This window comes from Pseudomonas sp. GW821-FHT02A11 (assembly GCF_059421985.1).
The window spans coordinates 439,003-463,249 of the sequence record NZ_JBWKWB010000003.1; the positions used below are offsets into that span (position 1 = coordinate 439,003).

Annotated in this window: 20 protein-coding genes; 13 read left to right on the forward strand and 7 right to left on the reverse strand. The window is 54.6% G+C overall.

All coding sequences use genetic code 11. The annotated features are described in order from the left end of the window. Positions 1-47: 47 nt before the first annotated feature. The 10 genes from AC07V9_RS07390 to AC07V9_RS07435 are packed head-to-tail and all read left to right on the forward strand — an operon-like array spanning position 48 to position 13,291. Complete coding sequence (locus AC07V9_RS07390; protein WP_495015074.1) at positions 48-1,877, forward strand: radical SAM protein; 1,830 nt, start codon at positions 48-50, stop codon at positions 1,875-1,877. After that, positions 1,874-5,296 (forward strand): PEP-utilizing enzyme, encoded by a 3,423-nt coding sequence (locus AC07V9_RS07395; protein ID WP_495015075.1) that lies wholly within the window; start codon positions 1,874-1,876, stop codon positions 5,294-5,296. The genes AC07V9_RS07390 and AC07V9_RS07395 overlap by 4 nt, the downstream gene beginning before the upstream one ends. Beyond that, complete coding sequence (locus tag AC07V9_RS07400; protein ID WP_495015076.1) at positions 5,289-6,932, forward strand: radical SAM protein; 1,644 nt, start codon at positions 5,289-5,291, stop codon at positions 6,930-6,932. The genes AC07V9_RS07395 and AC07V9_RS07400 overlap by 8 nt, the downstream gene beginning before the upstream one ends. A 14-nt stretch (positions 6,933-6,946) precedes the next feature. Continuing rightward, a complete protein-coding gene (locus tag AC07V9_RS07405) occupies positions 6,947-8,128 on the forward strand; it encodes an SPASM domain-containing protein (RefSeq protein WP_495015077.1) in 1,182 nt (393 codons plus the stop codon). Further along, complete coding sequence (locus AC07V9_RS07410) at positions 8,125-8,769, forward strand: 2OG-Fe(II) oxygenase (protein WP_495015078.1); 645 nt, start codon at positions 8,125-8,127, stop codon at positions 8,767-8,769. Before AC07V9_RS07405 ends, AC07V9_RS07410 begins: the two co-directional genes overlap by 4 nt. Further along, entirely contained in the window at positions 8,766-9,545 is a 780-nt protein-coding gene (locus tag AC07V9_RS07415) for a hypothetical protein (protein ID WP_495015079.1), read from the forward strand. The genes AC07V9_RS07410 and AC07V9_RS07415 overlap by 4 nt, the downstream gene beginning before the upstream one ends. Then, positions 9,530-10,777 (forward strand): radical SAM protein, encoded by a 1,248-nt coding sequence (locus tag AC07V9_RS07420; protein ID WP_495015080.1) that lies wholly within the window; start codon positions 9,530-9,532, stop codon positions 10,775-10,777. The genes AC07V9_RS07415 and AC07V9_RS07420 overlap by 16 nt, the downstream gene beginning before the upstream one ends. Before the next feature lie 2 nt (positions 10,778-10,779). After that, the gene (locus AC07V9_RS07425) at positions 10,780-11,094 is read left to right on the forward strand and encodes a hypothetical protein (RefSeq protein WP_495015081.1); all 315 of its coding nucleotides are present in this window, start codon (positions 10,780-10,782) and stop codon (positions 11,092-11,094) included. After that, on the forward strand, positions 11,075-12,244 hold the full coding sequence (locus AC07V9_RS07430; protein ID WP_495015082.1) for a radical SAM protein: 1,170 nt from the start codon (positions 11,075-11,077) through the stop codon (positions 12,242-12,244). Before AC07V9_RS07425 ends, AC07V9_RS07430 begins: the two co-directional genes overlap by 20 nt. Before the next feature lie 9 nt (positions 12,245-12,253). Beyond that, positions 12,254-13,291: an ATPase, T2SS/T4P/T4SS family gene (locus AC07V9_RS07435; protein WP_495015083.1), complete on the forward strand. Its 1,038-nt coding sequence runs from the start codon at positions 12,254-12,256 to the stop codon at positions 13,289-13,291. 23 nt (positions 13,292-13,314) lie between these two features. Here the strand turns inward: AC07V9_RS07435 and AC07V9_RS07440 are convergent, their stop codons facing one another. Further along, a complete protein-coding gene (locus tag AC07V9_RS07440) occupies positions 13,315-14,085 on the reverse strand; it encodes an EAL domain-containing protein (RefSeq protein WP_495015084.1) in 771 nt (256 codons plus the stop codon). A 155-nt stretch (positions 14,086-14,240) separates the two neighbouring features. Here AC07V9_RS07440 and AC07V9_RS07445 point away from each other — a divergent pair, with 155 nt between their 5' ends. Together AC07V9_RS07445 and AC07V9_RS07450 are read left to right on the forward strand one after the other, a co-directional pair. Next, positions 14,241-16,937 (forward strand): PD-(D/E)XK nuclease family protein, encoded by a 2,697-nt coding sequence (locus tag AC07V9_RS07445; protein WP_495015085.1) that lies wholly within the window; start codon positions 14,241-14,243, stop codon positions 16,935-16,937. A 166-nt stretch (positions 16,938-17,103) separates the two neighbouring features. Then, positions 17,104-20,469, forward strand: a complete 3,366-nt coding sequence (locus tag AC07V9_RS07450) for a UvrD-helicase domain-containing protein (protein ID WP_495015086.1) — start codon at positions 17,104-17,106, stop codon at positions 20,467-20,469. Positions 20,470-20,471: 2 nt separating this feature from the next. On the opposite strand, the gene AC07V9_RS07455 is transcribed toward AC07V9_RS07450, so the two are convergent. The 6 genes from AC07V9_RS07455 to AC07V9_RS07480 form a co-directional block, all read right to left on the reverse strand. Further along, entirely contained in the window at positions 20,472-20,996 is a 525-nt protein-coding gene (locus AC07V9_RS07455; RefSeq protein WP_495015087.1) for a hypothetical protein, read from the reverse strand. Further along, entirely contained in the window at positions 20,997-21,200 is a 204-nt protein-coding gene (locus AC07V9_RS07460; protein WP_495015088.1) for a hypothetical protein, read from the reverse strand. It lies immediately after the preceding gene. 14 nt (positions 21,201-21,214) lie between these two features. Then, positions 21,215-21,922: a Crp/Fnr family transcriptional regulator gene (locus AC07V9_RS07465; protein ID WP_495015089.1), complete on the reverse strand. Its 708-nt coding sequence runs from the start codon at positions 21,920-21,922 to the stop codon at positions 21,215-21,217. Continuing rightward, entirely contained in the window at positions 21,922-22,335 is a 414-nt protein-coding gene (locus AC07V9_RS07470) for a 30S ribosomal protein S10 (protein WP_495015090.1), read from the reverse strand. The genes AC07V9_RS07465 and AC07V9_RS07470 overlap by 1 nt, the downstream gene beginning before the upstream one ends. A 75-nt stretch (positions 22,336-22,410) precedes the next feature. Continuing rightward, positions 22,411-22,677, reverse strand: coding sequence for a hypothetical protein (locus tag AC07V9_RS07475; RefSeq protein ID WP_495015091.1), 267 nt, complete (start codon positions 22,675-22,677; stop codon positions 22,411-22,413). Further along, complete coding sequence (locus tag AC07V9_RS07480) at positions 22,674-23,690, reverse strand: hypothetical protein (RefSeq protein ID WP_495015092.1); 1,017 nt, start codon at positions 23,688-23,690, stop codon at positions 22,674-22,676. The genes AC07V9_RS07475 and AC07V9_RS07480 overlap by 4 nt, the downstream gene beginning before the upstream one ends. Positions 23,691-23,832: 142 nt before the next feature. Between AC07V9_RS07480 and AC07V9_RS07485 the strand changes: the two genes are divergently transcribed. Next, positions 23,833-24,204, forward strand: a complete 372-nt coding sequence (locus AC07V9_RS07485) for a PilZ domain-containing protein (protein WP_495015093.1) — start codon at positions 23,833-23,835, stop codon at positions 24,202-24,204. Positions 24,205-24,247 lie beyond the last annotated feature (43 nt).

A 24,247-nucleotide genomic window follows, 5' to 3' on the forward strand; every position in this document is an offset into this window, starting at 1 on the left:
TACTGGAAAGTACGAGATTTGGGGCAGTCGCTATCCACTATTAGGGCATGAATATTCAGCCCTTCGACCTTCCGCGTAACCGTTCGATCGAGATGATGTCCACCACCATCTCGACGAATCTCAACTGCAACCTGGCTTGTAAGCATTGCTACATCCAGCCTGAGCTGCTGCGGCGCAAGGAATATATCGACGAGGCGACGTTTCGTAAGGCTGTTGAAGTCATCATCGAAGCCTTCCATCTGGATCAGTCCGTCAGCTACCTGCACCTTGACGTGCTGGGTGGAGAAGCGACGCTGATGCCGTTCGAGTTCTGGGAACGAAACCTGCCTTGGGTCCTCGGACAAATCGAAGAGCTCAACCGAATCGGAATACAGACCGAGTTCACCTTCTGCTCGAACCTCATGTGGAAGGACGATCGGTATTTAGGTTTGTTGCGAGAGTTCAAGGGGCATCCGGCCATGGATATCGCTATCCCGTTCGAAGGTCCTGAAAGTGGGCGCTTCGGGCGGGGCATGGCGATTCTGCCCAAATATCTTGAGCGGATCGAAGCGCTAGGTGACTGCAACATGCTCAACCTGGTGCTCGTTATGGGACAAGGGCTTATCGACCTGGGGCCCCAGTACATCATCGATACCTTCGTTAAGCGCGGTGTGACCGACGCAACATGCGACATGATCTTCCCGTGGGGCTCCGGTAAAGCCTATTTCGACAGAGCTCAACCCCAGTACCGGGATGTCGCACAGTACATCCAGACATTGGCCGAGATCGGTAAACCTTTCGGTTTGACCGTCGACCATATGGATGACATGAAGAAATCCCTTCATACGCTGTCCCGATCCCAGAACACGCTTAATGATGCCTATGAGTTCCACTGGGATCAGCGAGGTGAGCTATCCCTGAACCCGAATCAGACCGGCACCGAGGCGGTTAAACCCTATATAAACCTGAATGCCCATGACACCAATGCGGCGCTCAAGGTGGTGTGGGGCAACAACAGCGAGCTGGATAACAAGCTCAGCTATGAGCATGATTTCTGTAGAGACTGCCGGTTCCTGCAGGCCTGCAACTCCGGCTGGTACCCCCACAAGGCACTACCACCAGAGACGGTGGGGGCGTTGATGGAATCACCCCCTACGGAGTTCAGTTGCCCCGGGTTCTATCAGTTGTGGGAGAAGCAAGCGGCTGACAACTTTGATGAGGTAGGGGTAACCCAGTACGGCAACAAGCGCCGCATCAAGAGAGCGCAGGCGCGTAAAGCCGCCGCATCGGATCAATCCACTCCGATGAGAGAGGCGGATTTCCTAGACGATTACGAAGGCTATTTCGAGGCCATCAAGCGAGCTTCCAGAGTCGTAGTTGAACCAGGCCCTCTGTTCGGCTGCTCACCACGTCAGCGCATGTGGTTCTACGATCGACTGCAGAAACAGGTGCTGTTCGCAGCAGGCTCCTTTTCGGCTTTCCATGAGCGCCTATCAATCCTTGCACATTCGCTCGCGGGGAATTACCACGGCCTTGCTTTTAGCGATGAGCTGGTCTGGGCGGTAATTCGTGAGTCGGCAACAACCCCATTTGCTCGGTATGTGATTGACGCGCTAGCGCTCACGTCCTGGATGACGTTGCCGACTTCTGTAGACGTTGGATTCACGAAAATGGGCTCAGGTCTTGAGGTCTCGTACAAGTTCGAAGACTTGATCATGTGGGCAATAGGGCGTCGAGCGCCGGCTGATATTGCTGCGCTCGCAGAAAAGCAACGTCCCAGCGTTCTTACCGTCGACTCCATAGCCTATCTACGGCGTATCGCTCCGACGGCCAAAACGATTGGAGGCCGTGAAGCGGTCATTTGCAACTTCCACGAGAAGTGTGAGGTGCTCGTATGAGCCGAAGTTGGTTGCTGCTGCTTAGCCTGCTCGCAATGCAGGCCAATGCTTTTCCAATCATTTTAGGGGGCGCTGGGGCCTTTGCTCTCGGTACCGCATTTCTCCCGATGCTTTTGGTGGCGCTGCTCATCTACGTCGGCGTGAAGCTCTGGCGACTTCCAAGGATAGTCCTGGTTGCTATCTGCATTACGGGGGCATCGGTCAGTGCGGTGATCTGTGACCTCTGGGCTTCTGACAATCGTGAAGCAATCCTGACCAACACCCAAAGCCTGGGAGCGCCGGCACACCGTTCAACTGACATTCCATACCCCTATGTCAGCCCTGATGAGCAAGCTGCATCCCCAAGCCGGATGACCCCGGCAGAATTCTATGGGCAGTTGAGTAAGCGGGCGGTTCGGGTAATTCGAGTAGATCTTGAGCCACAGATGTTCAAAGACTTTGGTTTCGGCGCGACTGCCACCCAGATCCACGAGAACCCGGACCCGATCGTTGCCCTAGCTGAGAAAGGGCAGTCGATAGTTCTCGTAGATGAGCGAGGCACGACCGCTTCGGCAGTTGCCGATGCCCTGAACAAACTGCATGGAACCCACATTCGATTCCTCGAAGGGGGAGCGAATGCGCTCAATGAGTTCGCTTGGGACCACTTGGCGGTGATAGGCGACTCCCACGCTGTGTTGCCAGCGGATGTACCCAAGTTCAAGAAGGCTCATTCCCCTGAGATCTTGAGCACCACGAATCCAGATGAGTTCTTGAACTATGGGTGGATGCATGGGCTCACCGTAAGCCTCCCTGTCTTCCTCTCAGGGGCAGATGCCATCGCCGCACGCATGGAAGGCAAGACTGTTCTCATTACAGCCGCTGAGAGCCATTACTCAGGGGACACCTGGATTCTGTTGGACATGCTTCGAGCCCGGGGGATCGACGCTTACTTCATGCAGCCCACCCGGGAAGAGCTGTTGGTGAAGCCTGCTTACTTCAGGCCGTACAAAAACGCAGATCGATACATCGGTGCTGATGAAACCATGAGCTATGTGCTGGGGGGGGATGACGTTCGCTTTCTGGATTTCCAACCTAAAGTTGACTGGGCCCGTACCAAAAACCAGTTACCCCGGACAGACCATATCGACATGGAGACGGTGGCCAAGGGCGAGCTCGCAGATGCACTATCCAAGCTGGACCGCAGCAAACGGTACTTAGGCCTTGCCTATGATCGCCGGACCTTCTACCACTCCATTTTGGCCGGGGAAGTTTTGAGTGGCAGCGGCGTCAAATGGCTAGGAATTGATACCCAGCCTGAGCTTTTCAATCGCGCACTGCTGACCGACCAAGACCTGATTGATCCGACACAGGTTTTCGTTGCAGGGGTCCAGAACAAATTCATTCGAGCAATCGGCGAAGTCTTTGAGTTTGTGCCGGGCTCTCAGGCATGGGTGCTTTGGCTCAACGTGCTGACTTGCTTTGCCGGCGCGGTCATTGCCACACAGGTACGGACCCTGGCGCTTAAGTGGGCGGTATTCATCGGCTCAACGTCGCTCTCCTATGTCCTGTGGGTCGCATATGTAGAAACCACTCAGATCTGGGTCAGCGATGACCTGATGTCCATTGCCCCAATTGTTGGGGCAATCGCGGGATGGTTACTGGTACGCCGTATGAAGGCCGGTAGGACCTTCAGCCGAGATGACCGTGATGCGAAGCTTCCCGCCAAGATCGCGCTGCTTCAGCGTGCTTCGGAACTGGGCTATCCAGTTGAGCAAGGCTTTGTTGTCACCAATCCATTGACGGATCACCTGCCAAAATGGGTTACCAAATCTCCGGTAATCGTTAGATCTGCGGCGCAGTCTGAAAGCTCAACCGCATTTACGGTTGGTGTCTACGATTCGATCCGAGCGGAGGGTGAGGAGGCTGTTCGGGATGCGATTCGCACCGTGCATGCCCAGATCAGTGCAGCTGGCGAGACGTCGTGCTGCTTGATCCAGCCTTTGCTCGAGAACCAGGTCTTTGGCGTCGCCATGTTTGGGACGGGGACAGATGGTCATCTCTTCATCTGCGAAGGCGGTGAAAGTGACGCCGTCACTGCCGGTACCGGTTCAACTCAAAGGTTTGAAGCTCCCGTTTGGACCTCTCGAGGCCTAGACAGAAGGACCAAGAAGGTTCGTGCCGCCCTATTCGGCCTATACCGAGACGTGGGTGCAACAACTATTGAGTGGGCGATATCAACCCGGGGCGAACTAACTGTTCTCCAGGTGAGCACTGACATACTCGGTCGGCCGGCGCTGAATCGACTGATGGGTTACGAGACTCGGAACGGCCTTCCCCGGCCGAAATATGTCGCGAGTCCAGTAGAGCACGAGACGTCTCTCGGAGCAGCCGTTGTCTCTGCCATGGCGGCCCCTGGTGATCAGTGTTCAATTGGCGGGGTAAGGTTTATTCGTCAAAGAGGCTACCTCGCCGCTCGCGCTTTGCAGCTTGTCGACATCGTACGTGTCTTGGATGGTCTACCACGGAGAGCTTTTATTCACGTGCCTGGTGAGCTTTTGCTTGCTGCTTTTGAGGGCGCAGATGAGAAGCGCAAAGCTCACAGAGAAACCATTCAGATCTCAACAACGGCCCCGACTGAACACTTGGCACTCGTTGTGGCAGCAGAGTTGGGACAGATTGCTGACCTGTACGGCCGATTTAGCCGGATTTGCACCACTGCACTTGAATTGAAGAACGAGAGGACGGCGATCGGATTCAGCCGTGCATTGTCGTCGACTGTGATTGGTTCCGAGATCGCAGGGCTCTCTGAATCGGAGATTGATGCCTACGTTGATGCAGGCGGTTACGCCTCGGTTGCGACCTTTTCCCCATCTCAAGGGCCCGCAGTCGACGCAGAACTAGTTTCACCCGTTATACAGACCGTGAACTCCCCCCTTGCTTGGATCAAAGATCAATGTGCAGTAACCATGATGATTGAACTGGGTCGCTTGCGCCCGGCAATCAATGAGCTGGCCGTGCGTGGAGCATCGGACGCACTGTTGTCCCGGCTGTCCACCTATAGAGGGGAATCTGCGCATTCGGGCGTGCTGGGCAACACACCTCGCAGAGTTCGAGATTTCCTCACTGATGAACAAAGAGGTCCCGGTCTGAGCAATTCCGTCGTCTGGGGCGTGCCACGGGCAGGGCTGGAGTTGCAACTGACGACACCGGAAACATTCGTCCCAGGCGCTGCCTTGTACCTCGAAAACACGGACATGCGCCATCTGGCAACGCTACCCAAGGTTGGAGCACTCGTGGTCAGTGCAGGATCCTCGCTTTCGCATCTTTTACAGCATGCCCGTCGACTGAATATCCCTCACGTAATTGGCTTCAGTGGGGCTGGTGAGTTGACCGGTACCAAGGTGCGCATAACCACTACAGGGGAGGTGCTCAGTGCATAACGCCCTCGACATGCTGAATGTCTGCATCGCGCCGACCAGGCTGTGCAACCTCAGCTGCACACATTGCTACATCGATCCCGCCCTATTGCGCGACAAGTTGATGATGGACGAGGCCACCTACCGGGCTGCTTATCAGCGGGTTGAAGAACTGTTCTGTAAGGACAAAAAGGTATCGAAGATCAACGTTGAGCTGCTCGGCGGTGAGCTGTCGATGATGCCGCTGGCTTACTGGGAGCGAAACCTGCCCTGGACGCTGAAGACCATGCGCTCTTGGGAGGCTCTCTACGACGCTGAAGCATCGTTGATCTGGTGCACCAACCTGATATTCAAAGATCAGGGCTATATCGAGCTCCTGAACCGGGTAGGACGTGAGTTTGGCAATGGGATCGATATCTTTGTCCCATGGGAGCCCGACACCAATCGTTTCCTGAAGAACGACAAGCTACTCCCACGTTACTTCGCGACTCTTGAAGCCATTACGGGGATCAAAGGTAAAACCCTGTGCATCACGATGAGCCGTGGCGTCATCAATCGCGGCCCCCAATTCATCGTCGACGAGTTTGTCAGCCGCGGTATCACAGATATCAGTTGCGACATGCTTTATCCCGCCGGCAGTGGCAAAAGCTACTTCTTGAACACCTGCACATACGGTGAGGTTTCGGAATACCTCCTTGAGCTGAATGCGTTGGTACCCAAAGGCGTCACCATTAGCCCTTTGATCGAGATGCGGGCGGCGGTTCGGTCTGGTGAGCACTATCACTATCCAGGCAATGACACCTACGACATCGAAGTCGAGCCAAACGGTCAGGTCACGTTCAACTCTAGCTACACGGGAGCAGAGTCAGTGTTTCCCACTCAGACGCTGTCGGTGCACGATCCCCGATTCGCCGAAAAAGCCATTTTCAACAACACCCCAGAATATGTGTTGCGACACCGCATGCCTTACGACGCATGTGGGACCTGCAGATATGCAGTGACCTGCTCCGGTGGGTGGGCCTGGCACAAGGAACTCGATCACAACCTGAGCGCCTTGATCGCTGCCGGTGATTGCGCAGGCCTTAAGCATGTCTGGGAGTTCGCCGACTCGACAACACCGGGTCGCCTTGACCGGTCGAGCTATCTGAGCCGAACGGACGCTCGACGTCGGCAAGGGGTTATGGCCAAGCGTATGGCAAAGTCCGCGATTGCAAAGGGCAAGGATGTACCCCTGATCGAGGGCAGTATTGCTGGAAACTACGAGGGGTACTTCGCAGAGTTTGATCGGACGCGCCTGGTCGCAATGAAGCCTGGTGATCTGTTTTCCAAAAGCTGGATTCAGCGGCTCTTCTTCTACGATGCCATCGGCGCTCAAGTGGACGACTATGCGGGGTGGTATGCGGAAGCCGGTGACGAGGGTGGGGAGGAGCTGTTTCGCCATATTGTCTATGGAAACTTCCAATTCTTGGCATTTGACACGATTGCAGTGCTCAACGAAGTGCTCTATCGATCTGAATGGGACCTGTCGCGGAAGATCGTAGAGACCGTGGAGGACTTGGAGCTTAACCGCCGCCCCCGAATTGAGAGCTCTGGCGGAAGCCATGAAGAGTTGGTCGCATTCTGCACCGAGGTGATGCAGGCACGGGGGGCGGCAGCTTGATGATGATCGCTCCAATGACACTGCACATCCGCATGACCAAAGCCTGTAATGCTGATTGTGGGTACTGCAGCAGCTGGCAGGATTCACAGGCTTCTCGAATGACGCCGGCTGATTTCAAGCGCGCTATAGATTTCCTATTTAGCGACGGGTTGTCAAAATTAGGCACAGCCCCTACGCACCTGACCGCTCAATATATTGGCGGTGAGATCCTCACCGTTCCTCACTCTGAGCTCCTGGAGTGCGTCACCTATCTGCGGGGAAAAGCCGCAGCACAAGGCATTGGCTTCGTCGACGGTGTTCAGAGCAACCTGATCGGTTCGCCTACTCGCGCCAAGCGACTGTATGACCTGTTCGAGGGGCGCATCGGCACCTCAGTCGACGATATGAGTGACATCCGCACGGTCAATGGTTCTTCAGACAAGTATCGACTCATCTGGCGCGAAGCGGACACCGCTTTGCGGAAGGAGAGGAGTGTGCCCGGCGCTGTTTACGTCCTTGACCAAGCAGGGCTGGCGGGCGTTGAGCGCCAAATGATGTTGTGTGCACGCGATCAGCGAATGCTCACTTTGCGTCCCCTGTTCCAAGGTGGGATGCCGGGACAAGCTTTACAAGGTGCGGAGGCAACTCGCGACGCATTCTTGAGGGGCTTTAAGCAGTGGTTTATGCGGCTCCCAATCATTGTCGAACCATTTTTCTACCTGACCCAGGCGCGGCTGCGCAGCTTGCGGGGGCAAGCCCAGCTTGCCGGCGCGGCTTGTGCGTTTCAATCCGATTGCACAAAGCGATCACTTTCCCTTGAGCCAAATGGGGACCTCTTTGTGTGCCAGGACATGGCAGATGGAGGGATAGGCAAACTGGGGAATGCACTCAACGGCGTGTGGGACTCTGAGATGGTTTCCATGCTGAGCGAGCGCCCAGCAAAGCTCGATGAGAGCTGTCGATCGTGTCCATTTCTTTCTGAGTGCCAGGGTGGTTGCATGTTTGAGTCGGCGGCGCAGGGCCGCGGAATGTATGGAAAGAGCCAGCACTGCATAAGCTGGAAGGCACTTTTCAATCTCATCGATCAAGGGGTTTCTGAACATGGGCTTCAGGACGTCGAGGATTGGATGAATCGGATCGAGATCCGCCATCAAAACATCAAGTCTGCCGGGCTCGATCGCGCAAAAACTGCCGCTTATTTGGAGGCTGAATTTTGAAGCACCTGAATTCGATGTACAGGGACGGGTTCGCTGTAAGCTCCATTTCTAAATCTGTTGCCGACCAGCTTTTGCGCTTCGCACAAGCTGATCACTTCGAAGCGGACAAGCCTGGGAGTCCAGATGTAGCAAGCTGGGAAGAGGACGATCCTTCGAGAAGCCTTTCCGTTCCGTTGCATTACCTCGGGCCAATGGAGCAGATCGGGTTGGGAAAGGAGACCGAGCACTTCAGGGCCCACATGGGGGATTGGAGCAGGACGAACGTGATGCTACAGCGCGGGAAGCGCGGCGATTCAATGGGCTGGCATCACGACTCCTACGATCCCATGCAGATAGTGGTGATCGTCTACCTGTCCGACGAGATTTGGACCCCCGAGGATGGTGGTCAGCTGCTCTTGGGGGAGGGTGACATCGATGAGATGGGGGGCTTGATCGACAGCTCGAAAGTGAACGTTAAAGCCGCGGTATCACCGAACCATGGAACTGCTGTCTGGCTGATCAACACGAACCCGCGTTGGGTTCATAGCGTGTCTGAAATCCTTTGTGATAAGGCGCGCTACACGCTGATAGGCCAGTTCGGCTATCGAGAGAATGTAATGCGGGCCTACCCCCGCAAGAGATACGGGAATGACTGGCGTTGAGTAGTGCGTACCTGCCGTTACGGCGGCTTCAGTTCAGAGATGCGCTTATAACCGCACCTGTAACCCTTTCACGAGTGGGTATTGCACTGCGCATCCTTGATGCGTTCCTGGACGGGATCTACGGCTCTCTCCGGCCAGATATCTTGATTGTCGGCAATGATCCGCTCGTTGCTCTGTGCGCCGCTCTGAAGGCCGCATCGCAGGGTAAGCGCGTGGTCATTGCCCCCGACACGCTGGATCTCAAATCATGGCCCAATCCTGACTATGCCGCGAATGCCCTGGCAATCTTTAACACATGGGATGAAAGCCTCGGCCGCGAGGTTGCGAATCAATTCCCAAGCTTGCCGAAGGCAAAGTCGTTAGCAGAGTGCCTATCGATTTTGAGTACCGCATGTAGGGTTACAGGGAAGGTAAAGCTGCTCGAGGACGCTGCACTTCAGACAAGTCGCGGCCATATTCGAGGTGAGCGACACCGTGAGGTCCTCTTCCCGGTGCGGCAAGGCCAGCGTGACTTTGCTGGCCTCAACCCTGCTTGGAAATATCTGACTCGGCGGCTGAATCGAGTTTTATTCAATCATCGGGAGCTGGAGTTCATTAGCGCCCGTTCTGTGATCGTCACAAGTCACCCTTCATCGTTCATCGATGCATCAGGCCCGGCGTATTGGCATGTTGGCCAGGCGCGAGCTGAAAAGCCGGAAGTTGTCGATGAGTCCGCTCGCGTCGACGACCTTCGAACCGCTACCTCAGTAGGAACGTTCAAATGCAGCCAGGCTTAACCTCAATTGGCGAGACGGGGCGGCGCACGTTCCTGTTTCAAATCAATGTGACGCGCCGCTGCCAGCTGCGCTGCTCGCACTGCTACATTTTGTCCGACAAGAAGGATAAGAGCCCTGATATGAGCGAGGCGGAGTTTCTGCACGTGGTGCAGGGCATCCTCGAGCACATGGAGGCTGATCATAACTTCTCTCAGCGCTACAACCATGTCGACATCCACGTGATCGGCGGTGAGCCTTCCATGCTCGGTGTTCCATTCTTTGAGAGCGCCCTCCCGAAAGCCAAGATCTTGCTCGCGCAGATCCCTCAGGACGTTTCGTTCTCGATCGTTACCAATCTGGTTACGAAGGAGGCGCTCGATGTCGCAAGGCTGTTCGACAAGGTGTCGACCTCTTACGAGCGTTCGACAAGATTCACCAAACGCCGCCAAGAAGAGATCTGGCGCAGTAACGTCACAACGTTGATGGATGAGTCCCGGCAACCGGATATCTATGGCCCGAAGGACTTTGCAGTAACTACGGCGCTCGTTAAGCCGGTGGTCGAGGCTGGTGCTGCTGCCATGATGGAAGAACTCTTCGCGCTGGGGTTCACCAAAGTCCACTTCGGATTCTTCATTCCTTCAGGTGACGGCGACCTGAACGCAAAGCTGATCCAGCCTAAGCACGCCGCGACGTCGTTGTTTTACATGGAGTTGATGGACTGGTATCTCGAAAAGCGGGACGTCATCGATGATCTATGGATCAATCCATGCGAGTCCTGGCTCGATGCGGTTTACCGCAACATTCCTTCTGATGATGTTGTGTGCCCCATCGTGGCCGGTGCGCTGGACATTGACTCTGACGGCCGAACCATCAGCTGCATCGAAAAGGGCGGTACCAACGATTACGTTTCGCACGGCAATGTGTTTGAGACCCGAGAGGCAGCTGGGGTGGGTGGAGTTACTGAGGTTGAATTCACCACCACCATCCACGACGTCCTGACTTCCCCAAGCTACCTGCGCGAGGTCGCTAAAGCGAGACGCCTGCCGGCCGTCTGCCGGTCTTGTGATGAGCGTGTGCTCTGTCAGGCGAACTGCGGTGTTCTCCATGAGCAATGGAATCAGAAGGACGAGTGCCCAGGCTTCAAGACGTTTATCAAATATGTTCGACACCTGGTGGAAGAGAAGGGTGTTCTTCCGAAGTCAGTCCTAGAGCGTCAGCGCGCTATGGGCAGCAACCTGATTGCGGTGGGTTGAGAATGAGCCAAGCCAAGCCTCCAAGCTTTTTCTCCATTATTCCTTTGCTGGCGCGCATCGTATTCGGTGCGGGCAAAAAGCTACTCAGCGTCGAGACCATCGCCAAGCTAGAGAAAAAACAGGGCCCAGGAAGCGGAGAAAAGACCCCGGAAGAGGTCGAATTCGACCGTCACCTAGAATCGACGCCGCTATTCGTGGAGCAAACCTCATCACCCTATTTTCGACGGGTTGAATCCCTGACCGAGGCGACCAACAAGGTTGGAAACGGCCGATTTGTAATCGATGAGGAGACGCTTCGTGCAGTACGTGAACAGTAACTTCTCACTCCATGACGAAACCCGGCCTCCAGACACCATCGAGAACGGCTATTTCGTCTTCACTCTGATGCCCACGCTGCACTGCCCGTACAACTGCAAACACTGCTATCTGAGCAAAGAGCAACGGGCAGACAAGAGTGTGATGTCGCTCGATGACTTGCGGACGATATGCAGGAAGATCCACGAGTATTTCGAGGAGCAGCAGCCTAGCCGTCGCACGATCATTGCGTACAACTATGGCGGCGAGCCGACCGCGGCCGGGCCTGAGTACTTTGAGGGGTACGTCCAGGTGATGTCTGAGGAATTTCCAGCATCCGCCGGCTATGAAGTTCGTCACGTCATGCTGACGTCGATGCTTGGCGTTGACCTTGATGTTTGGGAGCCCCTCTGGAAGAAGCATTGCAATGGCTACGTTCAGACCTCCTACGATGGGGACATGCGCTCTGGCAACTATGTCCGAAAATGGGAATTCAAAGTCACCGAGGCAATCAGGCGCGGCTTGAAGGTCGCAACGATCAGCGTCGTCAATTCTGATCTCCTGACGCAGGGGCCACGACCGACACTGGATAAACTCCGCGAGCTTGGTATCGAGGAGTCGGGCTGGCTCCCTTTCATGCTCAATGAACAGAACGACGTCCCCGGCAAATACGACGTACTGGCACCAACCATGAAGGGGTTCAATGACTTCATGATTGACATGCTCGACTACTGGTACGAGCTGGGCGAGCGCGGTATTAGAGCGCCGGCCATCGGGGAAGCTCATTTCGCGGTCGACAAGGTGAAGGGAAACGCCATGAGCAACATGGCTGGGCAGACCCTTTTCCTGCTTCCGAACGGGGATATGGTTCTCCCCAACTATCGGGACGGCTGGAAGGAATACCTACATTCCTTCGGGAACATTCTGGAACCGAACACGACCTTCAGAGACATCCTTTGCTCCCGCGAAAGGCTGGGATACCTCCGCCGCCAGCTGCGTCGGAACAACAACCCCGAGTGCACGACTTGCGAATACCGCAATGCTTGCCTTCTCGAATTTGCAAAACCCAACAAGCCTGACGACGAGTGCTTTGGTGCAAAGCGATTCGTTGCTCACGCTATCCGGCGTAACGATCTCGATCCGCGGCTAAGCGGACCCGTTCAATTGTATTAGGAGAGCACCGTGAGCTTGATTAAGTCGAACACGGAAGAGAAGCCACTGAAGGTGGAAGAAGCGACCAACATCACGTTGAACAAGGATAGTCTTGAGGCTGAAGACAACCTTGGCCGTTTCGAAATCATGAAGCCACCAGGCCCATGGCGCGACTTCTACGATCGTATGCTTTCTGAGAAGGGGAAAGCGAATAAACGAAAGGCCGCGAACTTTACGATCCCTTTCAACGGTGAACGGTACCGCTGCATCCTCGCGGATTCTGCCGGCGGTCAAATCATCACCATGCGACGGCTTATGCGCGAGATCCCGCAAATTGAGCGAGATCTCGGTCTTGATTGGAACGCGATTAAGAGCCTACTGATGGGCTCTGGGCTTACAATTTTCGCTGGCCAGATGGGTTCTGGTAAGTCGACAACAATGATCGCGGCGATCGAACGACTGGGGCGCGCCATTCGCGGCAACCTTGGAACGGTCGAAGACCCTATTGAAGTTGAATTTACAGGCGGGGGCGTGATTCAGCGCGAGGTGGGTACCCACGTTGATTCCTTCCAGGAAGCAATTCGTGACTTCGTTCGTCAGTACCGCAAGACCATCATGGTTGGTGAAATCCGCGATCCGGAGACTGCGAACGCTGCAGTGCTCGCGGCATCGCTGGGGCACAGTGTCATTGGAACGTTGCACGCTGATAGCGCGATCGACATCCCGACACGAATGAACTCGCTGCTAGACCCTAACCTGTCCCGAATCCTGCCTTCGGTTCTGCGCGGAATGTGGTGGCAACACGTTTTTCGTCGAGGTAACAGCAACAGCGCCCCGTTGCCGATCTATGAATCGCTTTATGTGACCAACTCCGTTCGACAAATCATCGCAGATGGCCCTGAAAAGCTGCCGCAACTGATGAACGAAATGGCTTCTCAGAAGCGTGTGACGATGGCGCACTCGGCCATGAAGTGGGTCAACTCCGGTGCCGCTACGCGTGAAGAAATGAAGCAGTGGCTGGAAACCCGAGGCCGTATCAATGATGCCCAGCTGGACTATGTACGTTAAGTGATATTGACCAGGTGCGTTCCTTAGGCCCGGGGACGCATCTGAGGATGCTGAAGTAGATCAGATGGGCTTGCTGGCATGCCCAGATAGAATCCCTGACAGAGGGTGATGTTTAGCTGCCTGGCTAAATCCAATTCCTCATTTGTCTCGATGCCTTCGAGCACTACCTGCTTTCCGTGCCGCCGGCACAACTCCACAAGCCTCTGCACATCTACACGAGCGTGCTCATCAGTCATCAGTGATCGAGTTGACTCTCGTGAAAGCTTGCAGCCGGCCACCGCGTCACTTAACAGCAGTGATCGTTTTGCATAACCGTCGCGCACGTCGTCTACAAGAACCGTCAGTGCCTGTAGACGAAGAACCTCAAGGCGTTTTGCGAGGATCCGCGCGTCCACATTGGCTGTTTCGGTGACTTCGAAAGAAATCCTTCCCAAAACTTGGTTTGCAATCAGGGTATGGAGTGCGTCAGCCACAAACGTTGGATGGCCAATGGATAGCTGGCTGGCATTGATCCATACCTTAAGAGCGGGTCTGGATTTCAGGAGCTTGATTACCTCACTGAGGACCCAGCGGTCAATTTCAACAATGGAGCCATCGGATTCAGCCCGAGCAATGATCTCAGCCGGGCCCTGTTGAACGCCGTTAGAGGTGATTCTGAGAAGCGCCTCGAAAGCGACGACGTTTCGGTCAGTGCCGTTAATGCCAAATACCGGCTGGTAGACCAGGCCGAAACGTGAGAGTTGTGAATGCCCACGAGCCGAGGCTGTGTCCTGGGATAAACTCGATTGCGACATAGGTAGTAACCATGCAAAGAGCGGATACCTTAATAGTGGCAAGCGACAGCCCCATTTTTAGGGTGTTTTGCGCATTTTTTTGAATGGGCTGTTTTGGGTGGTGGCACACCGATAGATCGTTAATCTGTTTGTATCGAAAACGGAGAGCGACCCGCATGAAATTTATCAATCACCTGGCCAACCTCACTGACGGCACCGTCGTGCTTGCGTCGACCGAGCGTGTCGCACGTCACATCAAACTTCAGGCTGCTGCCCTTCAAGCTGTTGACGGTAAACGAGCATGGTTTGCCAAAGGCAAGATCATGACTATTACAAAATGGATCGAATCAAGCTGGTTGGCGCTTATGCCGGATGAACAGCTGCTTTTTCCAGTTCAAGAATTGGCCACCGTCAAGTCTGTAATCGATGCGTCAGGCCTCCTGCCGGCAAACATGATTTCTTCGACCAACGCGGCGCGCCGCGTTGGTGTGGCTTACTCGTTGGTCCATAAATACCGCATTGAAATGGACCGGGATCGCTTCCGATTCAAAGAAGAATTTGAAGCATTCCATCAGTGGCATGAGCAGATCAATGCGGTGTGCTCAGCTAAGCAGTATGTATTCCGCGCGCACCTCCCTTCCTTGCTGCTTCGTGCCGTCCAATCTGGCGAGGTCGAAATCCCAGAAAAGATCGTGATTGTGGGGATGCTGGATCTAAACCCGGCAGAAAAGGCCTTGTTTGACGCACTGCAGGTAGCAGGTGCGGAAATTACGAGCGTGTCGGCGGAGGGGGACAAAGCGGCTCCAAAGCTGATTCGCAGTCATAACGGCGCCAGTGAGTTGCTGGAGGTCGCCCAATGGGTGGCAAAACACTTGTCTCCATTCGTTGAGACGCCGCACGCGGCTCCATCCCTAGCCATTGTGGTTCCCGATATTCGCTCCTACAAAGGACCGTTGCTGGATGCACTGAGTCTGCACACCAGCCCAGGCTCGCTTCTTCCTGCCGGAGCCGACGGCGAAACGCGAGCACCGTGGGACATTTCAAGCGGAGCGACCCTTGGCAGCCGCCCAATGATCCGTGCTGCGATGGACCTGCTCTCCATCACCCCTAACAAGGCTGACGCGGAGACATTCAGTCGTGTATTGCGGTCTCGGTGGATTGCTGGCCATATCGGTGAATCCGCAACACGCTCTTTGCTCGATGTTTGGTTCCGGGACAACATGGGCCTGAATATGGGAGGTAAAGATTTCCTCCGTGCCATCGGTGCTTACAAAGGGGAGGCGGTTCCGGAATTTCGCAAGCGCTTTGGGGGTGTGCTGGAAAAACTTCTGAATGGTGAACAGAGCCGCTACCCTTCTGAATGGGCTGATCACGTAAGTGAAACTCTCAACGATATGGGTTGGCCGGGACAAAACGAACTCGATAGTGCGAACTTTCAGACCCTGAATGCGTGGGTCGAGGCGCTGGCGCTGTTCCGCACACTGGATGCTCAGCTCGGGACTGTGCAGTACGAGAGGGCTTTCATGTGGCTTCGCGAGATCGTTGATACCCGCCAGTTTCAACCTCGGATCAGCCATGTCGCTCCAGTCTCGATCCTGGGATACGAAGATGCGATCGGCCTGAGCTTCGACGCTCTATGGGTACTGGGTGCGTCCAATAGCGTTCTCCCCGGACGCGCAGAACCTTCACCGTTCATCCCTACTGAACTGCAAATCGACGCTGGGATCTACGAGGCGTCAAGCGAAGGCATGCTTAGCTATTCGCAGTCCGTAGTTGGAGCCCTTCTGAGTGCCAGCGATGATGTGACGGCCTCTTGCCCAAGCCACAACGAGAAAGGCGCCTCCATCGGCGCAAGCGAGCTTTTGGGGGCATGGCCTTGCGTCGCCCCAACTCTCGAAACCAAAGGAGACTTCCTCGACGATCTTATGGGTCAGCTGAATCGAGAGATCTATGACCCGGAAACTGTTCCCCCGATTTCGCCAATGGAACTGACCGACATCAAGGGCGGCGTCCGAATTTTCAAAGATTACGCAGAGTCCCCATTTTTCTCGTTCGTTCGTAATCGTCTGCGGGCGGACATGTTCCCAGAGCCAGTGATTGGCCTGGACCCACGCATCCAAGGAACGATGGTCCACCTAGTGCTTGAGAAGTTTTGGCTAGCCGTGCGCACCTCTAAAGCACTTAAGAGCTTCAGCTTGGCAGACCTCAAAGCCGAGGTTGAAAAGCATACGCAAGCTGCTTCTGAGGAGCGTCTCTATAAGCTCATCTGGCGCTTTGGCATGAAGCTGATCGCGCTTGAACAACGCCGCATTGTAGATCTGTGCCTGGAATGGCTGGATCTCGAGAAACGCCGTGAGTTTGAATTCGAGGTAATTGGATTCGAGGAGCGACACGACATCTTTGTGGGTGATGTGCCGCTCACAGTCTCGCTTGATCGACGCGATCGTATTTTCCTCAATGAGGAACAGACCGAGATCCGTATTGCTGTCTTGGACTACAAAAGCGGTCAAGAGATGCGAATGAACAGCCTGAACGCTGGCACCCTCACCGAGCCCCAGCTGCCAATTTACGCCACCAAGGTGGATTCGAGCGTGGACGGCTTGGAGCCTCTAGATGGGGTTGTGCTCGCGCAGGTCAATCAAAAGTCACTTGGCTACCACGCCCGGTCAAATTTCGCCGCGTCTCTGGTTGCAGGTAAAAAGCCTCGATCCGAGGACGTAGATACCGGTGACAAGTGGGACGCTCAGAAAGACGCTTGGGATAAGCAGTTGAATGCAATGAGCGCGGGATTCATGGCAGGCAGAGCGGAACTTGACCTTGGTGCCAGCGAATACCCGTTGGGCTACGAGTACATCGCACCGCTTGCCCGCTAGCAATCAAGAAGGGGATTCCGCCCCTCAAAAGATTCCGCATGCGAAATCTTTAGACTTTTACATCGCCAATTGATGACGGTTAAACCGATTGATGAATCAGATCCACAGGTAGCTGGTGGCACATAACCACGCCGTTATTCTGGAGGTATCTGATTAGGAGCTGCACATGACCGCTTACGAATCCTTCACAGCACTTCCACACCTGGACCCTATTTTTGCAGGCATTCGCGGCCTCGATATCGACGATGCACTGGCTCGTTCGCAGGCTATTGATCCTCGCCGTTCACTACTGCTGTTGGCCCCAGCGGGATCCGGGAAGACTTCGACACTGCAAATGCGTTTGCTGTCGTGCCTTACAGTGGTTGAGCGTCCAGAAGAGGTTCTGGCTATCACCTTCACGAATATGGCAGCAGCCGAGATTGTGGAACGGGTAATCGGTGCGTTGCAGCAAGCCGCCACGGGCGTAGAGCCAACCCTGCAGCATGAGTTGCCTCAATACCGCTTGGCACGTCTGGTTCTCGACCGTGATAAAGAGATGGGGTGGAACCTTCTGCTGAACCCTAGCCGTCTTCGTATCATGACCTTCGACAGCTTCTGCGCGGCGCTGGCCAGCAAAACACCAATCATGTCAGGGCTCGGGGGAGGTAAGACCACCGATGATGCCTCCCTGATCTATCGCCACGCAGTTCTCGAAACGCTCAAGTCTGTCAACGACCCTGACATCCCCGAAGCTCTCTCCGAGGCTTTGGAGTCGGTGCTCTCATTCGCCAAAAACCGTTTTGAAACACTGGTGCCGATGTTCGAGTCTCTTCTGGCTAAGCGTGACCAGTGGGCCCGCCGTATCATGTCCCTTGACTCAGTTGCCATGCAGGAGGCTGTGAGCTCAGTCGTCCTGCAGGCGGCTGAGGAAGCAGTCACTATCATTTCAAACTCTGCCCTTGAGCGAGCGATGAAATGTCTCCAGACGGCCTCAGGGGTCCTTGAAGGCTTCGGTTGGGCGGCAGAGCCAACACCGTTGAAGGCGACTGCAGAAAATCTTGGCTACTTGGGCCAGTTCGCCAGTTACATGCTGACAGGGTCGGGAACTGTTCGGGCCAAGGTCAACGCGACCAATGGCTTCCCAGCCAAGCATTTTTGCACTGTCGAAATGAATGAGATCCTCGGCGACATCAAAACCAGCGGATGTGCCGATTCTTTCGCATCTGCGCTGGGTGTTCTGGCCACGCTGCCAGAGCTGGTCTACCCGGATCGCTCAAGCAAAATGGTCGAGCACTTCACGGTGATCCTGCGTTATCTGCTTGCCAACCTGACGCTGTCAATGGAAGGGACTAACTCGCTGGATTTCCCAGAAATTGCACAGCGGGCTATTCAGGCACTGGGTGCTGGGGAATCCGTGGGTGATGCCTTGCTCGAAGAAGACCGCATCCTTCACATCATGGTGGATGAGTTCCAAGACACCAACCAGGCACAGTACGACCTACTCAAGCTGCTGGTTGAGAACTGGGAGCAGGACGACCATCGCTCTATCGCAATGGTCGGGGACGGATTCCAGTCGATCTATCTTTTTCGTGGAGCAGATCTAAATCTGTTCACTTCCATTGTCGAAGCGAAGCAGTTTGGCCCGAAAACGATGGAGATTCTGCGGCTGACAGTAAACTTTCGTTCCCTCCCTGGTGTTGTGAATTGGAACAACGAAACCTACGCAGAAGTGTTCAAAGACTCTGCCTACAAATTCGTGCCGTCTGTTCCTTTTCGCAAAGGGGAGGGAGGGGTACACGTACATCCGATTGCTGAAGGCCGACTCGGTGAGGCCGAAGAAGTAACTGAAGTCATTCAAGATGTGCTGGCGAAAGACCCGACCAAATCGATCGCCATTCTGGTGAGGGGGCGCTCACACCTGAAGGCTATCCTGCCGATGTTGAAGGAAGCTGGCATCGAAGTCCGTGGCAAGGATATCGATCCAATCGGCGAGGCTGCTCCAGTTTCAGAGGTAATCTCCCTGATCCGAGCCCTGTGGCATTCGGCAGATCGTGTTTCGTGGCTTGCCCTTTTGAGGGCGGCATTCGTGGGCTTGAGCTGGTCTGATTGCTTAGTAGTAGCTCGTGGGCATGGCGTGATTACGCACGCGCTTCGCTCCGAGACGGTACAGGCCGAGCTTTCAGAGGACGGACTTTCTCGCGTTCAAGCACTTCTGGCAGTGTTGGATGGCGTGGGACGCTCAAGCCGGGGCACCGAGTTGGCATGGGCGGTGAAATCTGCCTGGATTGCCCTCGGTGGTCCTGCGACCGTGACACGGGGTGAGATGGATGACGTTGAGACGATCTTCAAACTGCTCTCCGCTCACACTGAAACGGGAGATCTTGTTGACCCTAAAGCCTTCTTCCGCGCGATTGACAAGGTTTACGCCAGTCCCAAGGCTGGTGCCGTCACTGTAATGACGGTGCATGGCTCCAAGGGGCTTGAGTTTGATCATGTCCTCATTCCAGGCCTAAACCGTGGTGGCGCGAACGACACGGCTCCCTTGTTCTATTTCCGTCAAATGGCGGGCGTGTTTTCGGTGGTGCCAAACCTTGGTGACCTGGACTCAACAACACCAGAAAGCCGACTTTTCAGCTTCGTCGGGAAAATGGTCCGTAAAGATATGTCTGATGAGGTATGTCGGGCCGCATATGTGGGCACCACTCGTGCCAAGGAGAATTGCCATCTCTTTGTCACCGTCGACCGCTTGCCTGCTGTGGACGGTGAAGATCTGAAAGAGAAGGAAATTAAACCAGCCTCTGGTTCGATCGCGGAGTGCTTGTGGTCAGCGATTGGTGAGCAAGTAAAGGCTGTTGCGCCGGCATTCCCGATTGCTGCTGAAAAGGATACAGGGGTGCCATCAAAAGCTCGCCTGGACGCCGGCTTCAAGGTTCAACTGCCCAAGTCAGTATTCATTCCAGCTGCTAGTAATGACCAGATCCCGACTGAAAGCGAACTCAATGACGAGTTGCGTGAAGAGGAGGGGAGTGACTACCGAGCCAAGACGATTGGTATCGTGTATCACTGGTTTGTAGAGCAAATTGGTAAACAGGGCGTCGATCAATGGAATGAAGCGAAGGTGCGCTCCAAAGCCCAAGCCGTTGCATCAGTCCTGCGCCGTGAGGGCTATCCTGCCGCCGAAGTTCCGGCTGCTGTCTCACGCATCCTGACGCTGTTGGTGAACACAGTGAATAGCGTTCATGGCCAATGGATTCTGAAAAAGCGGCCGGGAAGCGGCCATGAGGTACAGGTCAGTGCTTATCGCAACGGGCGCTGGGTCCATCGCTATCTGGATCGGCCGTTCGAAGATGCTGGGTTCTACTGGATCAGTGACTACAAGACGCCAGCGTGCCCTGAGGGCATGTCAGAGGACTCTTTTGTGGCTCGTGAGGTTGAGCGGTATCGATCCAAGATGGAAGAATACGAACGCGCGGTGAAAGATGCTGGCATTACGTTGCCGGTCAAAAAGGTACTGTACTTCCCAGCTTTCGACCGGCTGGCCGAGGTGTCGTGATGCTAACGAGGGAACCGGATCTTCCGGTTCCTAGGCTCGACATTCATGCGTTTGTGGAGCGGTCTAGGATCCTTGGGTTTCCGATTCTTGAGTGAGATCGGAACCTCACCTCGGATACCAATCAGAGCCCGGAACACGGGCTCATCAAACTGAATTTGAATACATTCGTCTCTGAAACTCAGTAGGCCTATGACGTTGGTCTCCCCGTAGACCTCCCGCGCCAATCCGATATAGAGCAAGACTTGGTAATACTCTCTTCGCCGAACATACCCTTTGTAGTTTCGGTTTTTAAACTCCCCGACAATGATCTGGCTGGTGTGCTTCCCACGGAAGATCACATCAGGCTCTCCTCCCACCCCAAATGCACCCAGTCTCTTTCGAGGGTGGCCTTTCCCCAGGTCGGAACCGAGGATGGTCCATTTCCCAGCCGGTAGCGAAAACTGCTTGTAGATGTCGAGTGGTGCCTTTGCCCGCAGAATGAGGTACAGGACCACTGCTACGGCGATGATGGCAAGAATGAGGTTCATCTAGAATTTCACGATCTTGAAGTAGACCAGGGCTGCCACGATCAATACGACGACTGTGACGAAGGCAGCGATGTTCGGGCCCGCGCCAATTCGGCCATGGGCGGCAGTGCCCATTCTCGCGAGTCGGGGGTTGTATGCTCCACCACCAGCAGCGATAAACTTGGCGGGGTCTTCTGCATACGCCGCGATTTTGCTGACGGCCACGTTCGATCCACTCCTCATGCTGTAACCTCAGCTGTCTGCTGGAAATAAAAGGTCTTATACCCGTTGAACCTGAGTAAGCCCTCGTCTTCCAGAGCTTTGAAAGCGCGGCTGCCAGACCGTCGCTCTACACCTGCTAATGTTCGAATCTCGTCCTTGCTTGCCTGTACTTCGATGCCCTTTGGAGTGGGTCTTGCGTCAGGGTGCTCGACCAGAACCGAAATCACACGCTTGATTCGGTCCAGGTCTTTGACGAAGAGAAATTGCGCTGCTTGGGAGTGTTTGGTCATCAAGCTCAGCTCGGCCGCCATCAGCACCGTTTCACTGTAACTATTTGCCTTCATGAACTCTTCATACTTGGCCTTAGAAACTGCCAGCAGATGGGTGGTGCTACGTGTTTCATAGGCAAACCGCACCTGCTTGGATTGCAGTGGCCAGATCATATCGCCGCGGCGCAACGCGTCGACGAATATCGACTTGCTCTGACCATCAGGCGATAGAGCAAAAGCCACAACGCAGCCGCTCAAAACAATGAAGAAGTCGCCGCGATCGGAGTTCAGAGGCGTTTTAGGCCCAAGCTCGACCAGGCTTCCATAGTGATTCCCATGTATGAGCCAGCTGGCCCAGGTTCCTTTCTGAGGGCTGGTTTTAAACCAATCCGGCTCTGGTGTTTCCAAAACTGAAATGCTGGAGTGCTTCATGGAGTGTGCAAAACCATTAGCCATCAGTTGGCTTCCTTCAAATCGTACTGACTCTCGTACGATTCGATTTTGATGTTCACTGTCGCCGGCAGTGGCAGGGCTACGAGCGACATTATGGACTCGGATGTCGGCGAGACTACGAGGAGAACGTTCCTGATCCTCTTTGCGTTCGCGCAGTACAGACCACGGGAGTTGTTGCATGGAGCTTCTCTGAGGATCACATGTCTACGACGGACAGTGGGTAGAGCTAACGGTCCCCGTACTTTCACACCTTCGGCCCTCGACAATGCGAGCTTAATGGCCTTGGCTGTTTGCTGGACAACAGGATGCTCCAACCCATCGATAACGATGTAGAAGCTGGCGGACGAAAAATTTGATCGCATGGACTTGGGATCGGCTAGATCCCAAGGCAGGGCAGATTTCGCTTCGCTGAACATTGGACAGGGCCCTTCAGAATCTCTTGCCTCTAATAGTGGAAAGAGACAGCCCCTTTTTAGCGATTTACCCTGATTTTATTTGCTCATATCTGCAAATTTTTTCGAATGATGGAGCGCGCGCGCGAACGACCTCTGTGCTTTTCGCAGGCGAAGCGCGTCGAGCAGCCCAGGGTCACGGCGTAGGCGAATGGTGCGAGGTCCAGTTAGGACCCCTAGAACTTTGTCGTACAGCGCCTGAAGCTGGGGATCATTCAACTCAGCCACGCCGGGCAGGGAGGCTTGGTGAGAGGTCACGGCTTCACTGATTACCTTTTGCTTCCAACGCTTAAATTCACGAATCACTTTTTCACTCCGCCAGCGACGGCTCGATGTCTGCGCACCTGGTGCATAAACACAAGATACATTCCGCCAAAAAACCAAACCAAAATAAACGTTGATGAAAAGGATAGAAGGCCTACTTTTGCCACCCTCAACGAATGAGTGGGGTAGTTTTCATCGAAGACAGCTCGATGCAGCGATTCATTCTTGTAGACCGTGATAATCACTTTCTGGCTGGCCGACACACCTCGGAGCACCGCGCCTTCGCTGTCTGTCGAAGCTGGGAAGACCTCCAGCCAACCTGTTGTGCTCATTCGCGAATCCTCGATGGATTCAATCACATTTTTAGCTGATGGTGCTGCCAAAACCTCACTGGGGATTTCATTGCCAACCCACTCATAACACTTGATGGGTAAGCGCTCACATTCGTACTTGAATCTACCGGGGTACGTCGCCGTCAGCTCCTCTTGGTAGAGCATTCGCTGGGAGAGCAGTTCTCCCTGAATGTAGTAGGCGAAGAGGTAGTGGATGCAGCACAGAAAAGCGGTGTAGGCGATTAGAAAGAAGGTGATGTGAATCCTCATGAAGCTTCGGAACCCACGCTGGAGAGCGAAGCGCCCTACGAGGGTTGTAAAAACTATGGCCAAGGTAAAAACATCACCTCGCTGGCGCTCGGCCGGTGTCATTGTGTGCCCGATAGCCCAACAGATGCCCTGGTAACCAAGGTTCAGGAAATTAGCCTCCTCTTGAAAAAGGGAAAAGGCTGCGATGGTGATCAACCACCCCAACGTCATCTCTCGACGGAAATGAGCAAAAACTCCGGACCACAGGCCAAGGAAAAGGACATAGACGCCCATGTCCTCAAGGATCTTCAAGAGAGTGATCTTCTCTCCATCAGGGTTTGAGTACGTAATGGTGAGGCATGCAGCCAGGTACAGAAGAAAGAACAGGGGCACCTGCAGCTTCCAATGGATGCGTGCATCGAGCAACGCCGCGCTTCGGGATAGAAAAGAGGGATGAGCAGTGATGAATTTCATCGAGCCGTTTTGGTTAGTGGTTCAGGAAGTCTGAAGATACTATTCAGTTCCCTGCTGGAATCCACCCAAAAGGGGGTCTCGGAATTCTGACACGCTATTCCGCAATTCAGATCCGCATAATCAGCTATAGGAACGACGTAGGATGAATGCATCCAGCCGGCGACACACGCGGTATGTGATCCCTGAAGGGGCGCTAGCCTCTCAGAAGATCAAGAGCAAAGGTCTCGTAATGGGGCTGCTGGGTTGGGCCGACTGCAGGGTGAGAGATCTATCGATCGCAGGTGCGTTGATCCTCACTGACAAGAAGAAGGGTATTGGCGATCCGATTTCAATGAAGCTGACCCAGAGGAACGGCACCGAGCTCAATTTCGAGGGCAAGGTTGTCAACTGTGGGACGGATCACCGCAGTGGTAAGTTTCAATTGGGGATCTCACTGCTCGAGCAGAAACCCGACTCAAAGGAGCATGCGTTTCTGCATGGGTTGGCGTCATCGTTTGCAGAAGCGCGCGGTTAGGATGCACCAACGAAAAATGCCCTGATGTGACAAGGCCCATCCA

Bases quoted from the DNA above. Each gene is read 5' to 3' on its own strand.
- AC07V9_RS07450 (WP_495015086.1), top strand. From the start codon at position 17,104: ATGACCGCTTACGAATCCTTCACAGCACTTCCACACCTGGACCCTATT.
- AC07V9_RS07465 (WP_495015089.1), bottom strand. From the start codon at position 21,922: ATGGCTAATGGTTTTGCACACTCCATGAAGCACTCCAGCATTTCAGTT.
- AC07V9_RS07390 (WP_495015074.1), top strand. From the start codon at position 48: ATGAATATTCAGCCCTTCGACCTTCCGCGTAACCGTTCGATCGAGATG.
- AC07V9_RS07480 (WP_495015092.1), bottom strand. From the start codon at position 23,690: ATGAAATTCATCACTGCTCATCCCTCTTTTCTATCCCGAAGCGCGGCG.
- AC07V9_RS07425 (WP_495015081.1), top strand. From the start codon at position 10,780: ATGAGCCAAGCCAAGCCTCCAAGCTTTTTCTCCATTATTCCTTTGCTG.
- AC07V9_RS07455 (WP_495015087.1), bottom strand. From the start codon at position 20,996: ATGAACCTCATTCTTGCCATCATCGCCGTAGCAGTGGTCCTGTACCTC.
- AC07V9_RS07420 (WP_495015080.1), top strand. From the start codon at position 9,530: ATGCAGCCAGGCTTAACCTCAATTGGCGAGACGGGGCGGCGCACGTTC.
- AC07V9_RS07470 (WP_495015090.1), bottom strand. From the start codon at position 22,335: ATGTTCAGCGAAGCGAAATCTGCCCTGCCTTGGGATCTAGCCGATCCC.
- AC07V9_RS07405 (WP_495015077.1), top strand. From the start codon at position 6,947: ATGACACTGCACATCCGCATGACCAAAGCCTGTAATGCTGATTGTGGG.
- AC07V9_RS07440 (WP_495015084.1), bottom strand. From the start codon at position 14,085: ATGTCGCAATCGAGTTTATCCCAGGACACAGCCTCGGCTCGTGGGCAT.
- AC07V9_RS07485 (WP_495015093.1), top strand. From the start codon at position 23,833: ATGAATGCATCCAGCCGGCGACACACGCGGTATGTGATCCCTGAAGGG.
- AC07V9_RS07445 (WP_495015085.1), top strand. From the start codon at position 14,241: ATGAAATTTATCAATCACCTGGCCAACCTCACTGACGGCACCGTCGTG.
- AC07V9_RS07395 (WP_495015075.1), top strand. From the start codon at position 1,874: ATGAGCCGAAGTTGGTTGCTGCTGCTTAGCCTGCTCGCAATGCAGGCC.